This window comes from Pseudomonas sp. NPDC089408 (genome assembly GCF_044749445.1).
Classification (GTDB): Bacteria; Pseudomonadota; Gammaproteobacteria; order Pseudomonadales; family Pseudomonadaceae; genus Aquipseudomonas.
Map to the genome: position 1 here is coordinate 384,999 of NZ_JBIVHY010000001.1, position 12,684 is coordinate 397,682.

A 12,684-nucleotide genomic window follows, 5' to 3' on the forward strand; every position below is an offset into this window, starting at 1 on the left:
CGGTGTTCGCGGGTAAACCCGCTCCCACAGAGGCCCTGCACTATCAAAGAGCAATGTGGTGTAGCACGGTCAGCCCTGCCACTTGCCCCCTTCCACTATCACGCTTTCCGGCTTGGTGTCATCGCTCAGTTCCTTGCGCACATACTGGTCATACAGCTTGAGCAAGAACTTCTCTTCACCCAGCTTGGCCAGTTCGGCATTCACCCAGTCACGCAGTTCGGTGTTTCCCTTCTTCACCGCCGGCGCAATCGGCGCCTCTTCCCCCAGCAGCTCCGGCAGCACGCGGTAGCCCGGGTTCTGCTTGGCCCAGCTGAACAAAATCAGGTTGTCCTGCGCGTAGGCATCGCCACGGCCGGTGGCCAAGGCTTGCAGCGACTCGCTGTTCTTCTCGAACTTGAGCAGCTTCCATTCAGGGTGGTTCTTGGTCAGCCAGATATCGGCCGTGGTGCCGGTGGTGACGATGATGGTCTTGTCGGCCAGGTCATCCAGCTTCTGCACCGGGCTGCCATCGGCGACGATGGCCTGCACGGCAACACGCAGGTTGGGGTTGGTGAAGTCCACCGCTTCTTTGCGTTCTGGGGTCACGGTCATGTTGGCGAGGATCAGGTCGACCTTGTCACTCTGCAGGAACGGAATGCGGCTGGCCGGCTCCACGGCAACGAACTCGACCTTGTTTTCATCGCCCAGCAGGTCTTTGGCCAGGCGCCGGCCGATGTCGGTGTCAAAGCCCACGTAGCGGCCTTTTTCATCGACGAAACCGAACGGCGGCTTGTCGGTGAACACGCCGACAATCAGCTTGTCGCGGGCCTTGATGGTTTCGAGGTAGCTGCTGGCCGGTGATGCGGCCGCAGGCTTGGGTGGCTCCTCGGCCTTGTTGCAGCCGGCCAGCAGCGCCAGGCCGAGCAACGGCGCCAGCAGTTTGGTGAGGTTGGCAGTTTTCATGACAGTTCCTTGTGCAGTGTCGTTGGCAGGCTTTCTACGAAAGAGAATTTCTCCAGGAACTGCTGCGCACGTGCGGTTCGCGGTCGCGTGAAGAAGCTCTCGGGGTCGCCCTGTTCAAGGATCCTGCCGGCCTCCATGAACACGATGCGGTCGGCCACCGCGCGAGCGAAGGCCATTTCATGGGTAACGATGAGCAAGGTCATGCCGTCGCGGGCCAGGCCCTGGATCACCTGCAGCACCTCCTTGACCATTTCCGGGTCGAGGGCCGCAGTCACCTCGTCGAACAGCATCACCTCGGGGTTCATGCACAGCGAGCGAACGATGGCGATGCGCTGTTGCTGGCCCCCGGACAGCTGCCGGGGAAAGGCGTCACGCTTGTCCAGCAGGCCGACACGGGCCAGCAGCGCCTCGGCCTGCGCCTGCGCTTCGGCCCGCTCGCGCTTCTGCACCTTCAAAGGGCCCAGCAGCAGGTTGTCGATCACACTCATGTGGCCGAACAGGTGGTAGCTCTGGAACACCATACCCACCCGCTGACGGACAGCACGCCAGTCGGTACGCGAGTCGAGCAGTTCCTGCCCGGCCAGGCGCAGGTGGCCGCTATGGGCCTGCTCCAGGCCATTGAGGCAGCGCAGCAGCGTGCTTTTGCCACAGCCGCTGGGGCCGAGGATCACCACCACCTCGCCGGCCGCGACCTCCAGGTCGACGTCCCTGAGCACCTGCTGCTGGCCGAAAAACTTGTTGAAACCGTGAAATTCGATCAATGCGCTCATGAGTGGACCCAACGGCGTTCCAGCACGCGTGAAGCGGCGGACAGCGGATAACAGACAATGAAAAAGAACAGGAACAAGGCGCCATAGATCAGCACCGATTCGTAGGTGCGTTCAATGATCTGCTGGCCGGCCTTGATCACCTCGACCACACCGATCAGCACCGCCAGCGAGCTGGTCTTGATAATCCGGGTGTAGATGTTGATGGTTGGCGGGGTCATGCGCTTGAGCGCCTGCGGCAGCAGCACATAGCCATACAACTGCCAGCCCGCCAGGCCGATCGACAGCCCCGCCTCGCGCTGGCCACGCGGCAGCGAAGCCAGTGCACCACGCACCACCTCGCCGACCTCGCTGGCGCCCCAAAGGCCCAGCACCAGCACCGCGCACCAAAAGCTGGGAATGCTCAGGCCGAAGAAAATCGGCAGGCCGAAGAACACCAGATACAGCCACACCAGCACCGGTATGGCGCGGAACAGCTCCAGGTACACCTGCAGGGCGATGTTCAGCGCGCGGTTGCCCAAGGTTGCCAGCACGCCATAGAGCACGCCGCCCAGCGTTGCGAAGAAGATGCCCAGCGCCGAGATGGCCAAGGTCTGCGCGGCGCCACCGGCAAGCTGCGGCAGCGCCTGCAGCAGCAACTCAAATCCCGAACTGGCCATGTTGCAGCCTCCTTTCCACATAGCGCAGCAGCAACGACAGCGGCAGGAATAGCAGCACGCAGAGCAAGGTCAGCACGGTGAGCATTTCGTAAGTCTTGTAGTACAGCGCGATGTAGTTCTTGGTGGTGTAGAGAATTTCCGGCACCGCCACCGCCGAGACAACGGTGGTTTCCTTGAGCAGGAAGATGAAGTTGGCGAACAGCGCCGGCAGGCTGAGGATGCCGGCCTGAGGCAGCACTACATGGCGCAGCAGTTGGCCCTCGGACAGGCCGATGGAGCGCCCGGACTCCAGCTGCGCACGCGGCACGGCGTCTACGCCGGCGCGTAGCACTTCGGTGAGGTAGGCGCCGCCCATGAAGGTCATGGTGATGATGGCTGCGGTAAAACCGGAAATCTTCAGACCCAGGCTAGGCAAGGCGAAATAGACGAAGAACAGTTGGATCAGCAGCGGCGTATTACGCGCCAGTTCCACATAGGCTTTAACCAGGCGCCACAGGTAAGGGGTGCGCAGCACCAGCAGCGTGGCGTTGACCAGGGCGACCAACAGCGAAGTGGCGATGGCGATCAGGCCAACCTGCAAGGTCACGGCTACGGCCTTGAGGAAGGCAGGCAGCGCGCTGAGGATGAATGCGGTGTCGAGGGTCATGGGTAAAGCAGGTCTGGTGGGTGCGCGGCGGCACGACAGATAGACTTTAATGATCTAAAAACAATTTAATAAATACCTTATTCGAATATGCATATCACTAAGCGCTCCGCGCTGCAGAGATATGTCGATGCCGAACGCAGAACCTTGTGGGAGCGGGTTTACCCGCGAAGCAGGCAACGCGTTGGATGGCACGGGCTTCGCCCGTGTTCGCGGGTAAACCCCTCCCACAGGTAACTATGCCCCTAAATAAAAACGCCGACACAAAAGTGTCGGCGTTGGGTCATGCCAGGTAATACAAGCGCATCAGAACGCCGGCAGCACCGCACCTTGGTACTTCTTGGCAATGAATGCCTTCACTTCCGGGCTGGTCAGCGCTTTGGCCAGTTTCTGGATGGCTTCGCTGTCCTTGTTGTCCGGGCGGGCAACCAGGAAGTTCACGTACGGCGAGTCGGCACCTTCGATTACCAGTGCATCCTTGGCCGGGTTCAGGCCGGCTTCCAGGGCATAGTTGGTGTTGATCATGTCCAGGTCGACCTGGTCCAGCACGCGCGGCAACATGGCCGACTCAAGCTCGCGGAACTTCAGCTTCTTCGGGTTCTCGGCGATGTCCTTGGGGGTGGCCAGGGCGTTCTTCGGGTCCTTCAGGGTGATCAGGCCAGCCTTCTGCAGCAGGATCAGCGCACGGCCGCTGTTGCTACCCTCGTTCGGAATGGCCACAGTGGCCCCCTCCTTCAGCTCGCTCAGGCTCTTGACCTTCTTCGAGTAGCCACCGAACGGCTCGACGTGCACGCCGATCACGGTTTCCAGGTGAGTGCCCTTGCCTTCGTTGAAGCTCTTCAGGTACGGCAGGGTCTGGAAGTAGTTGGCGTCGAGGCGCTTCTGGTCTACCTGCACGTTCGGCTGCACGTAGTCGGTGAAGACCTTGATCTCCAGGTCCACGCCTTCCTTGGCCAAGGTCGGCTTGATCAGCTCGAGGATCTCGGCGTGCGGTACCGGGGTAGCAGCAACCACCAGTTTCTCGGCAGCAGCGGCCAGGCCGGAGAACGACAGGGCGGCGGCCAGGGCAGTGGTCAGCAGGGTCTTCTTCATGGTGGTCCTTGTTCTGGATCTGGGCCATCGACGATGGCGAATCAGTTGCCCAACCGGTTCATCAGCAGGCGTGAAGCGGACAATACCTAGATTTTTTATTCCGTAACAATATCTTTTGCTTAGCTGCTTATTCCAAAAACAAACTGCCATCAGTCACTTTACTTATGAGCGATGTCTAGCGCGCGGGGTTGAGCAGGTCGAGGTCTTCCGGCTGGATCTCTGCGCCGTCATTCACCAGCAAGGCAAAGTGAATGACGTTCTCCAGTTCACGGGTGTTGCCAGGCCAGGCGTGAGCTTCCAGCACCTGCTGTGCTGCCTCGCTCACCAGTGGCACAGGGCGCTGCAGGCGCACGCTGTAAATGCCTACGAAGTACTCGGCCAGCGGCAGGATATCGCCTGGCCGCTCACGCAATGGCGGCAGCTCCAGCGCCCCCTCGCGCAGGTATTGGTAGAGGCGTTCGTTGAAGCGCCCGGCACGCACTACCCGCGCCAGGTCAATGCTGGTGGCGGCGACCAGGCGCACATCCACCGGCTGCGGCTGTTGCGCGCCCACGCGGGTGACCTCGCGGTTTTCCAGGGCCGCCAGCAGCTTGCCCTGGATGGCCAGCGGCAAATCGGCAATCTCGTCCAGGTACAGCGTGCCGCCGTTGGCCGAGCCAAACCAGCCGGCGCGGCTGCTGGCCGTGCCGCCCTGGCTGCCGGCGCTGTAGCCGAACAGTTCGGCATCGGCGTAGGTCGGGCTGATGGCCGCGCAGTTGACCGAGACGAACAGCCCGGCACGGTCGCTGGCGCGGTGAATCTGCCGCGCCAGCAGCTCCTTGCCGGTGCCGGTCTCGCCACGGATCAGCACCGGCAAGGGTTGCGGCGCCAGGCGTTCAAGTGCTTCGCGCAGTTGCTGCGAGCGCGGGTCGATGAACACCAGCGCCTTGGCGCGGATGCTCAGCGGGCTCTTGTCCAGTTCGGGAAAGGTCAGCAGTGGCTGGCCAAACGGGTTTTGAAAAGTCATGACAAACTCCCGCCCCAGGCCTGCAGTGGCCGGGCGTCAGGCAAACGGTAAACAGTAAGGGTGATCAGGCGCGGCGCAGTGCGCGCTGCTCGACCCGGCTTTGCAAGCGGTACAAGTAGGCAAAGCCTTGTTCCCAGCGCTCGTGGCCGGACTTGACGTTGATGTGCCCGGCGTTGCTCAGCAGCCCTGCTTCGGCGCCCCAGGCCTGGGCCAGGTACAGCGCCCGCGGCACGCTCACGGCCGGGTCGTTGTCCGAGCTGACCACCTGGCTAGGGAATGGCAGCGCTGCGCTCGGGATCGGCGCGAAGTTGCGCAGGGCTGGGGCGCAAGTAGGGCGCTCGACGTCAGCCGGTGCCACCAGCAGTGCACCTCGCACCCGCCGCAGCAACGCCGGGCTGGCCTGCGCGGCCCAATGGGCAACGGTGATGCAGCCCAGGCTGTGGGCGATCAGGATCACTGGCGAGCGCTCGGCGGCAATCGCCTGCTCCAGCGCCTGCACCCAGTCCTGGCGTTGCGGGGTCAGCCAGTCGTGCTGCTCGACCCGCGCGCTGTTGGGCAGGGTGCGCTGCCAGTGACTTTGCCAATGGTTGTCTGGCGATCCTTGCCAGCCCGGCACAATCAGGTAACGGATCGACTCGTTGCGCATGGGGACGCCTCCAGTAAGTTTGCGTGCTTGGAGACAAGTATAGGGCGGGGGTTATATTCGTAAAGGAATAAGAAGCTATTTATTAATAACCAAATATAAGTACCCACACAGCTCCTGTGGGAGCGGGTTTACCCGCGAATGCGTCGGTGATGCCTACATCTTTATTCGCGGGTGAACCCGCTCCCACAGGGAGTATTGTTAGCCATGAAACCCAGGCAAAAAAAGGGCCATCCCCTGCCAAGAGATATGGCCCATAAGCACTTGCCTGAAGAGGGTTGCCAGGTATCAGCGCGCCGTAATCACCGCCAGTTTGCTGATCCCCGCACGTTCGATGGCGGCCATGGCCCGCGCCACTTCGCCGTAGTTCACGCCGTCATCGGCCTGCAGCTGCACGCGCACATCCGCATCCTTGTCCTTGGCGGCCTTGAGGCTGGTTTCCAGCAGGTCGGGCTGGATCTGGTCCTTGTTGATGAACAGCTTGCCCTCGCCATCGATGCTGACCACCAGCGGGTCCTTCTGCTCCACCGGGGCCACGGCCTCGGTCTTTGGCAGGTTGATGGGGATGGCGTTGGTCAGCAGCGGTGCGGTGACGATGAACACCACCAGCAGCACCAGCATGACGTCCACCAACGGGGTGACGTTGATTTCACTGAGGACTTCGTCGCTGTCCTGGGTCGAAAAGGCCATGTCAGGACGCCTCCTTCACCGGCTGGGTGAAACCAGCCTGGGCCTTGTGCACGGCCGGGTGTACCAGCACGCGGAAGGCACTCTTCTGCGCCAGGCTGTAGAAGTCATGGGCGAAGTCATCAAGGTCGGCAGCGGTCAGCTTGAGGCGGCGCAGGAAGTAGTTGTAGACCAACACCGCCGGCACCGCGACGGCGATACCTACGCCAGTTGCAACCAGCGCTGCACCAATCGGCCCGGCCACGGTTTCCAGGCTGGCAGAGCCGGCTGCGCTGATGCCCTTGAGCGCCTCCATGATGCCCCATACGGTGCCGAACAGGCCGATGAAGGGCGAGGTGCTGCCGATACTGGCGACCACCGCCAGGCCGGTTTCAAGCGAGCGGCGCTCACGCACGATCTGCTGGCGCAGGGCGCGCTCCAGGCGGTCCTGATGGTTGATGGCGTGGCTCAGGTCATTGGCCTGGGTGTCGCCAACGGCGATGGCGGCGTAACCGGACTGGGCGACCCGGGCAGCCGGGCCAGGCAGTTCGTGGCTGAGCTCGGCAGCCGAGTCCAGGCTGGAAGCCGCCCAGAACTGCTGGTGGAAGCGCTTGTCCTGGTTCTTCAGCCGCACGAACTGCGCGACCTTGACCAGGGCCAGGCCCCAAGTGACGACAGAGAAACCAACCAGCAGCCAGATGACTGCGCTTTCAACGGATTCGAGGGGGGATGCCAGCAGGCTCATGATGATGTCTTCCTGTGTTCTGCGAAAAAGTTAGCGAAGCTTGAAATCGATCGGCACGCTGACCCAGCCGGTCTGGGCCACGTCGCCCTGCTTGGCTGGCACGAAGCTCCAGCGCTTGACCGCGGCCAGCGCGGCGGCATCCAGAGCATCACGGCCACTGCTCTTCTGGACCTGGATCTGCCCGGGCTTGCCGCTGGGCAGCACCTCCACGCGCAGCAACACGGTGCCTTCCCAACCGCGACGCTGGGCCATCTGCGGATATTCCGGCGCCGGGTTCTTCAGGTACGCGGCGTTGGCCGAGGCCGGGGTGATCGGGGCCGGCGCAGGGGGTGCTGGCGCAGGCGGTGCCGGGGCGGCCACCGGCGCTGGTGGCGGCGCTTCGACTGGCTTGGGCTGCGGTTTCGGCGCTTGCTTGACCACCGGCTTGGGCACGGGCTTGGGCTTGGGTTTGGGCTTGGCGGCCAGCTCATCGACCACCGGCGGCGGTGGCGGCTCGACCACGGGCGGTGCGGGGGCTGGCGGTGGTGGCTCAACCACGGGCGGTGCCGGCGCAGCAAACTCGATGGTCATGGGTGGCACCTGTGGCGGTACCACCGGCAATGCGGGGGTGGGTGCGTGGCTGACCCAGTACGCGGCAGCGCCATGCAGGGCCAGCACCAGCAGGCCCAGCACCAGCTTGTCGCGGCGCTTGAGCCCGCTGACCGGCGTGCGTTGCAGGCGCAGCTGGCCCAACGGCAGGCGAAGCGTGCGTCCAAGCTCGACCAGGTCACCCGGTGCCGGGCGCCATGGCTGGTCGTAGGCCCTGACGGCCGACTGGACATTACCCATTGATCAAACTCCTGGGGTCTCGATTCAGGTGTGTGGCTGAATCATCGGGGCCAGAGGCTTATCTCTTAAAGTAATGTTTGAAATTATAGTTATAACTTAAATGAATATAGGTTTTTGGCGATTCGCTCAAAGCCATGGATTTCGCGGCCTGTAGCTGGGCCGGTTCAGGGCGATGCCTTGCGAGCATGCAAAATATTCGTGCAAGGCATAGATTGCCGCGAGGGCTGCGCCCTCGATCGCGACGCAAGGCCGCTCCTACATGAACCGCGCACTCCCAGGCATACGCGATCCCCTGTAGGAGCGGCCTCGTGTCGCGATGGGCTGCACAGCAGCCCCGGCAATCTTCCAGGCATAAAAAAGCCCAGGACCAACCCGGGCTTTTCTTCATCAAAGGCGAATCAGATATCCGCCACCTTCTGCCAAACCTTCGGCCGGAAGAACAACGTTTCCCCCCGCGCCAACCCGGTCAGGCTGTCATGGTCCTTGACCACCTCGGCCTCGATCAGCTCGCTCTGCCCTTCCACCTTCAAGGTCACCCGCGTAGTCGCACCCAACGGCCGGATATCCCGCACCTCGGCCGCATGGTGACCTTCGGTCTCATGCCGCGACAGCGACACCTCATGCGGGCGGAACAGCACATGGTGCCCTTCGCTCAAGGCCAGGCGGTTGGAGTCGCCAAGGAAGTGGTAGACAAAATCGTTGGCCGGCTGCTCGTACACCTCGCCCGGCGAGCCGATCTGCTCGATCACACCCTTGTTCATCACCACGATGCGGTCGGCCACTTCCATGGCTTCTTCCTGGTCGTGGGTAACGAATACCGACGTCAGGTTGATGTCCTCGTGCAACCGCGCCAGCCAGCGGCGCAGCTCCTTACGCACCTTGGCATCCAGGGCGCCGAACGGCTCGTCCAGCAGCAGTACCTTGGGTTCCACCGCCAATGCACGGGCCAGGGCGATACGCTGGCGCTGGCCGCCAGACAGTTGCTCGGGGTAGCGGTCGGACAGCCAGTCCAGTTGCACCATGTTCAGTAGTTCATGCACCTTTTCGGCAATCTTGCTCTCGCTCGGGCGCTCGCCCTTGGGCTTCATGCGCAGGCCGAAGGCAACGTTGTCGAACACGCTCATATGGCGGAACAGCGCGTAGTGCTGGAACACGAAACCGACGTTGCGGTCGCGCACGTCATGGCCGGACACATCCTCGCCATGGAATACGATATTGCCCTGGTCCGGGGTTTCCAGGCCGGCAATGATGCGCAGCAGGGTCGTCTTGCCACAGCCGGACGGGCCGAGCAGGGCCACCAGCTCGCCGCTGTTGATGTCCAGGTTGATGTTGTCCAGGGCCTGGAAGCTGTTGAAGCGCTTGCTGACGTTACGAACTTCGATCGACATGAATCATTCCTCCGCGGCGCTGTGGCGCAGGCGGTTAATACGGTTCTCGCTCCACTGCTTGAGCAGCAGGATGAAGAGCGCCAGGATCAGCAACAGGCTGGCCACGCTGAAGGCCGCGACGTGGTTGTACTCGTTGTAGAGGATCTCCACGTGCAGCGGCAAGGTGTTGGTCACGCCACGGATGTGGCCGGACACCACCGACACCGCGCCAAACTCGCCCATGGCCCGCGCGGTACACAGCACCACGCCGTAGATCAGGCCCCACTTGATGTTCGGCAGGGTCACGTGCCAGAACATCTGCCAGCCGTTGGCGCCGAGCAGGCGTGCGGCCTCCTCCTCTTGCGTGCCCTGCTCCTGCATCAGCGGGATCAGCTCACGGGCCACGAACGGCACGGTGACGAAGATGGTCGCCAGGACAATGCCCGGCAGGGCGAAGACAATCTGGATGTCGTGGTCCTGCAGCCACGGCCCGAACAAGCCTTGCGCGCCAAACATCAGCACGTAGACCAGGCCGGCGATCACCGGCGACACCGAGAACGGCAAGTCGATCAGGGTGACCAGGATGCTCTTGCCACGGAAGGTGTACTTGCTCACGCACCACGCGGCGCTGACGCCGAACACCAGGTTCAGCGGCACCGAAATGACCACGGCGAACAAAGTCAGCTTCAGCGCCGACAGTGCATCGGGCTCGAAGATCGCCTCGAAGAAGGTACCAAAACCGTTCTTCAGCGCCTGCGACACCACGATCACCAGCGGCAGCAGCAGGAACAGCGCGAACACCAGCCAGCCAAGGCCGATCAGTATGCGCCGCGAAGTCGCACTGCCACGGCGGGCAGCGTTGGCGGCGGCGCTTGCACTCAGGGATGAACTGGACATGCCGGCCTCCTTCAAGGGGTTTCGATGCGGCGCTGCAGCAGGTTGATCAGCAGCAGCAGGATGAAGGAAACCACCAGCATCAGCACGCCGATGGCGGTCGCGCCGGTGTAGTCGTACTGGTCGAGCTTGACCATGATCAGCAGCGGCAGGATCTCGGTCTTCATCGGCATGTTGCCGGCGATGAAGATGACTGACCCATACTCGCCCACGCCACGGGCGAAGGCCAGGGCAAAACCGGTCAGCCAGGCCGGCAGCAGGGCCGGCGCCAGGATGTGGCGGAACACCTGCAAAGGTTTTGCACCCAGGCAGGCGGCGGCCTCTTCCACTTCACGCGGGATATCGGCCAGCACCGGCTGCACCGTCCGTACCACGAACGGCAGGGTGACGAAGGTCAGCGCCAGGGTGATGCCCAGCGGGGTATAGGCGATCTTGAAGCCCAGGTCGGTGGCGAACTGGCCGACCCAGCCCTGGGGCGCGTACAGCGCAGTCAGGGCAATACCGGCAACGGCAGTAGGCAGGGCGAACGGCAGGTCGATCATCGCGTCGATGATCTTGCGCCCAGGGAAGGTGTAGCGCACCAGCACCCAGGCCAGCAGGGTACCGATCACACCGTTGATGATGGCGGCAAACAGGGCGGTGCCGAAACTCAGCTTGAGCGCGGCGAGCACCCGCGGCGCGCTGATGATGTTCCAGAACTGCTCGAAGGTCAGCTGCGAGGCATGGATGAACATGGCCGCCAGCGGTATCAGCACGATCAGGCTGAGGTACACCAAGGTGTAGCCCAGCGTCAGCCCGAAGCCGGGTATGACGGGGGAAATGCGACGTGACATAAATATCCCTGGTTGAACGCACTTGGCCCGGGAACGATCCCGGGCCGGTGCAGGCTTCTGAATCTTGGGGCTGCTTTGCAGCCCATCGCGACGCAAGGCCGCTCCTACAAGTAGATCGCGTATCCCCTGTAGGAGCGGCCTTGTGTCGCGATGGGCCGCAAGGCGGCCCCGCTTTTCCGTGGCCCTTACTGTGCCTGATAGATCTGGTCGAACACACCGCCATCATTGAAGAATTTCGGTTGCGCAGTCTTCCAGCCACCAAAGTCTTTGTCGATAGTCACCAGCTCGAGTTTCGGGAACTGCTTGCCGAATTCGGCAGCCACTTTCTCGTCACGCGGGCGGTAGAAGTTCTCGGCGGCAATCTTCTGCCCGGCCGGGCTGTACAGGTGCTTGAGGTATTCGGTGGCAAGCTCGGTATTGCCTTTCTTCTCGGCGTTCTTGTCCACCACCGCCACCGGCGGCTCGGCGAGGATCGACAGCGACGGCACGACGATGTCGAACTTGTCGGCACCACCGTCTTCCTTCAGCGCCAGGAAGGCTTCGTTTTCCCAGGCCAGCAACACGTCGCCCTGGCCGTTGTTGACGAAGGTGATGGTCGAGCCACGGGCGCCGGTATCCAGCACCGGTACGTGCTTGAACAGCTCCTGCACGTAGGCCTTGGCCTTGTCTTCGCTACCACCGGTCTTCAGGCCGTAGGCCCAGGCGGCAAGGAAGTTCCAGCGCGCACCGCCGGAGGTTTTCGGGTTAGGGGTAATGACCGAGACGTCCTTCTTGATCAGGTCGCCCCAGTCCTTGATGCCTTTCGGGTTGCCCTTGCGTACCAGGAATACGATGGTCGAGGTGTACGGGGTGCTGGCGTCCGGCAGGCGGGTCTGCCAGTTGTCCGGCAGGGTCTTGCCGAGCTTGGCGACTTCGTCGATATCGCCGGCCAGGGCCAGGGTCACCACGTCGGCGCGCAGGCCGTCGATCACCGCCCGGGCTTGCTTGCCCGAGCCGCCGTGGGATTGCTGGATCTTCACCTTGTCGCCCGGGTGGGCCTGCTGCCAGTGCTTGATGAACTCGGCGTTGTACTGCTGATACAGCTCACGGGTCGGGTCGTAGGACACGTTCAGCAGTTCGTAGTCCTTGGCGATGGCGGAACCGGCAAAAACAGCACTGGCCAGGGCGGCAAGCGCATAACGGCGAATGGACATGGTGAAGCTCCCGATTGGCATTTTTCTAGTTTTGGATGTTGTGGCGCAGATCAGCCAGGCTTGTTGCCCGGCTGTTGCAGGCGGAACTTCTCCTTGCGCTCGATCTGCACGACCTGAGCGTTGTGCACAGTGATCTCCACCGCACCGAAACGCAGGTCGCGCAGGGCGCTCTGGATTTCCCGCAGAATGGTGGCTTCGTCCTGACCGTCGATGCTACGCAGAGATGCACTCATGCTCGTTCTCCTTGGAGTGAGATGCCGGGCAGGGATTTGAAGGGGATGTGTTGCCTGGCTTGAGGGCAATAGTAGTGAGGTGGGGTTATTCTTAAAAATACTGTTTAAGAATGTTTATATAACCATTTTAAAAATGGCGACACGGCCCGTTGTAGGAGCGGGTTTACCCGCGA

15 protein-coding genes are annotated in these 12,684 nt (G+C 62.4%); all 15 read right to left on the bottom strand.

Annotation, left to right across the window (positions count from 1 at the left end; translation table 11 throughout):
* Window positions 1–69 precede the first annotated feature (69 nt).
* Window positions 70–942, bottom strand: coding sequence for a transporter substrate-binding domain-containing protein (locus ACIP02_RS01685; RefSeq protein ID WP_400612602.1), 873 nt, complete (start codon window positions 940–942; stop codon window positions 70–72).
* Window positions 939–1,712 (bottom strand): amino acid ABC transporter ATP-binding protein, encoded by a 774-nt coding sequence (locus tag ACIP02_RS01690; RefSeq protein WP_400612604.1) that lies wholly within the window; start codon window positions 1,710–1,712, stop codon window positions 939–941. Before ACIP02_RS01690 ends, ACIP02_RS01685 begins: the two co-directional genes overlap by 4 nt.
* A complete protein-coding gene (locus ACIP02_RS01695) occupies window positions 1,709–2,368 on the bottom strand; it encodes an amino acid ABC transporter permease (RefSeq protein ID WP_400612606.1) in 660 nt (219 codons plus the stop codon). Before ACIP02_RS01695 ends, ACIP02_RS01690 begins: the two co-directional genes overlap by 4 nt.
* Complete coding sequence (locus ACIP02_RS01700; RefSeq protein ID WP_400612608.1) at window positions 2,349–3,014, bottom strand: amino acid ABC transporter permease; 666 nt, start codon at window positions 3,012–3,014, stop codon at window positions 2,349–2,351. The genes ACIP02_RS01695 and ACIP02_RS01700 overlap by 20 nt, the downstream gene beginning before the upstream one ends.
* Window positions 3,015–3,317: 303 nt before the next feature.
* Window positions 3,318–4,103: a MetQ/NlpA family ABC transporter substrate-binding protein gene (locus ACIP02_RS01705; RefSeq protein ID WP_400612610.1), complete on the bottom strand. Its 786-nt coding sequence runs from the start codon at window positions 4,101–4,103 to the stop codon at window positions 3,318–3,320.
* A 175-nt stretch (window positions 4,104–4,278) separates the two neighbouring features.
* Entirely contained in the window at window positions 4,279–5,109 is an 831-nt protein-coding gene (locus ACIP02_RS01710; RefSeq protein ID WP_400612612.1) for a sigma 54-interacting transcriptional regulator, read from the bottom strand.
* Window positions 5,110–5,173: 64 nt separating this feature from the next.
* Entirely contained in the window at window positions 5,174–5,755 is a 582-nt protein-coding gene (locus ACIP02_RS01715; protein WP_400612614.1) for an alpha/beta hydrolase, read from the bottom strand.
* A 285-nt stretch (window positions 5,756–6,040) separates the two neighbouring features.
* Complete coding sequence (locus tag ACIP02_RS01720) at window positions 6,041–6,442, bottom strand: biopolymer transporter ExbD (RefSeq protein WP_016712576.1); 402 nt, start codon at window positions 6,440–6,442, stop codon at window positions 6,041–6,043.
* A 1-nt stretch (window position 6,443) separates the two neighbouring features.
* Window positions 6,444–7,163 carry a MotA/TolQ/ExbB proton channel family protein gene (locus ACIP02_RS01725; RefSeq protein ID WP_400612616.1) on the bottom strand — a complete coding sequence of 240 codons (720 nt, stop codon included), beginning with the start codon at window positions 7,161–7,163 and terminating at the stop codon, window positions 6,444–6,446.
* Window positions 7,164–7,193: 30 nt separating this feature from the next.
* A complete protein-coding gene (locus ACIP02_RS01730) occupies window positions 7,194–7,991 on the bottom strand; it encodes an energy transducer TonB (RefSeq protein WP_400612618.1) in 798 nt (265 codons plus the stop codon).
* 398 nt (window positions 7,992–8,389) lie between these two features.
* Window positions 8,390–9,379 carry a sulfate/molybdate ABC transporter ATP-binding protein gene (locus ACIP02_RS01735; protein ID WP_019098644.1) on the bottom strand — a complete coding sequence of 330 codons (990 nt, stop codon included), beginning with the start codon at window positions 9,377–9,379 and terminating at the stop codon, window positions 8,390–8,392.
* 3 nt (window positions 9,380–9,382) lie between these two features.
* Window positions 9,383–10,255 carry a sulfate ABC transporter permease subunit CysW gene (cysW, locus tag ACIP02_RS01740; protein WP_400612621.1) on the bottom strand — a complete coding sequence of 291 codons (873 nt, stop codon included), beginning with the start codon at window positions 10,253–10,255 and terminating at the stop codon, window positions 9,383–9,385.
* Window positions 10,256–10,266: 11 nt separating this feature from the next.
* Window positions 10,267–11,085: a sulfate ABC transporter permease subunit CysT gene (cysT, locus tag ACIP02_RS01745; protein ID WP_400612624.1), complete on the bottom strand. Its 819-nt coding sequence runs from the start codon at window positions 11,083–11,085 to the stop codon at window positions 10,267–10,269.
* 185 nt (window positions 11,086–11,270) lie between these two features.
* The gene (locus ACIP02_RS01750) at window positions 11,271–12,278 is read right to left on the bottom strand and encodes a sulfate ABC transporter substrate-binding protein (RefSeq protein WP_400612626.1); all 1,008 of its coding nucleotides are present in this window, start codon (window positions 12,276–12,278) and stop codon (window positions 11,271–11,273) included.
* 50 nt (window positions 12,279–12,328) lie between these two features.
* Complete coding sequence (gene oscA, locus ACIP02_RS01755; RefSeq protein WP_003248957.1) at window positions 12,329–12,511, bottom strand: sulfur starvation response protein OscA; 183 nt, start codon at window positions 12,509–12,511, stop codon at window positions 12,329–12,331.
* Window positions 12,512–12,684: the final 173 nt, after the last annotated feature.

Excerpts from the sequence above, each read along its gene's own strand:
- ACIP02_RS01685 (WP_400612602.1), bottom strand. The coding sequence starts at position 942 with ATGAAAACTGCCAACCTCACCAAACTGCTGGCGCCGTTGCTCGGCCTG.
- ACIP02_RS01690 (WP_400612604.1), bottom strand. The coding sequence starts at position 1,712 with ATGAGCGCATTGATCGAATTTCACGGTTTCAACAAGTTTTTCGGCCAG.
- ACIP02_RS01695 (WP_400612606.1), bottom strand. The coding sequence starts at position 2,368 with ATGGCCAGTTCGGGATTTGAGTTGCTGCTGCAGGCGCTGCCGCAGCTT.
- ACIP02_RS01700 (WP_400612608.1), bottom strand. The coding sequence starts at position 3,014 with ATGACCCTCGACACCGCATTCATCCTCAGCGCGCTGCCTGCCTTCCTC.
- ACIP02_RS01705 (WP_400612610.1), bottom strand. The coding sequence starts at position 4,103 with ATGAAGAAGACCCTGCTGACCACTGCCCTGGCCGCCGCCCTGTCGTTC.
- ACIP02_RS01710 (WP_400612612.1), bottom strand. The coding sequence starts at position 5,109 with ATGACTTTTCAAAACCCGTTTGGCCAGCCACTGCTGACCTTTCCCGAA.
- ACIP02_RS01715 (WP_400612614.1), bottom strand. The coding sequence starts at position 5,755 with ATGCGCAACGAGTCGATCCGTTACCTGATTGTGCCGGGCTGGCAAGGA.
- ACIP02_RS01720 (WP_016712576.1), bottom strand. The coding sequence starts at position 6,442 with ATGGCCTTTTCGACCCAGGACAGCGACGAAGTCCTCAGTGAAATCAAC.
- ACIP02_RS01725 (WP_400612616.1), bottom strand. The coding sequence starts at position 7,163 with ATGAGCCTGCTGGCATCCCCCCTCGAATCCGTTGAAAGCGCAGTCATC.
- ACIP02_RS01730 (WP_400612618.1), bottom strand. The coding sequence starts at position 7,991 with ATGGGTAATGTCCAGTCGGCCGTCAGGGCCTACGACCAGCCATGGCGC.
- ACIP02_RS01735 (WP_019098644.1), bottom strand. The coding sequence starts at position 9,379 with ATGTCGATCGAAGTTCGTAACGTCAGCAAGCGCTTCAACAGCTTCCAG.
- cysW (WP_400612621.1), bottom strand. The coding sequence starts at position 10,255 with ATGTCCAGTTCATCCCTGAGTGCAAGCGCCGCCGCCAACGCTGCCCGC.
- cysT (WP_400612624.1), bottom strand. The coding sequence starts at position 11,085 with ATGTCACGTCGCATTTCCCCCGTCATACCCGGCTTCGGGCTGACGCTG.
- ACIP02_RS01750 (WP_400612626.1), bottom strand. The coding sequence starts at position 12,278 with ATGTCCATTCGCCGTTATGCGCTTGCCGCCCTGGCCAGTGCTGTTTTT.
- oscA (WP_003248957.1), bottom strand. The coding sequence starts at position 12,511 with ATGAGTGCATCTCTGCGTAGCATCGACGGTCAGGACGAAGCCACCATT.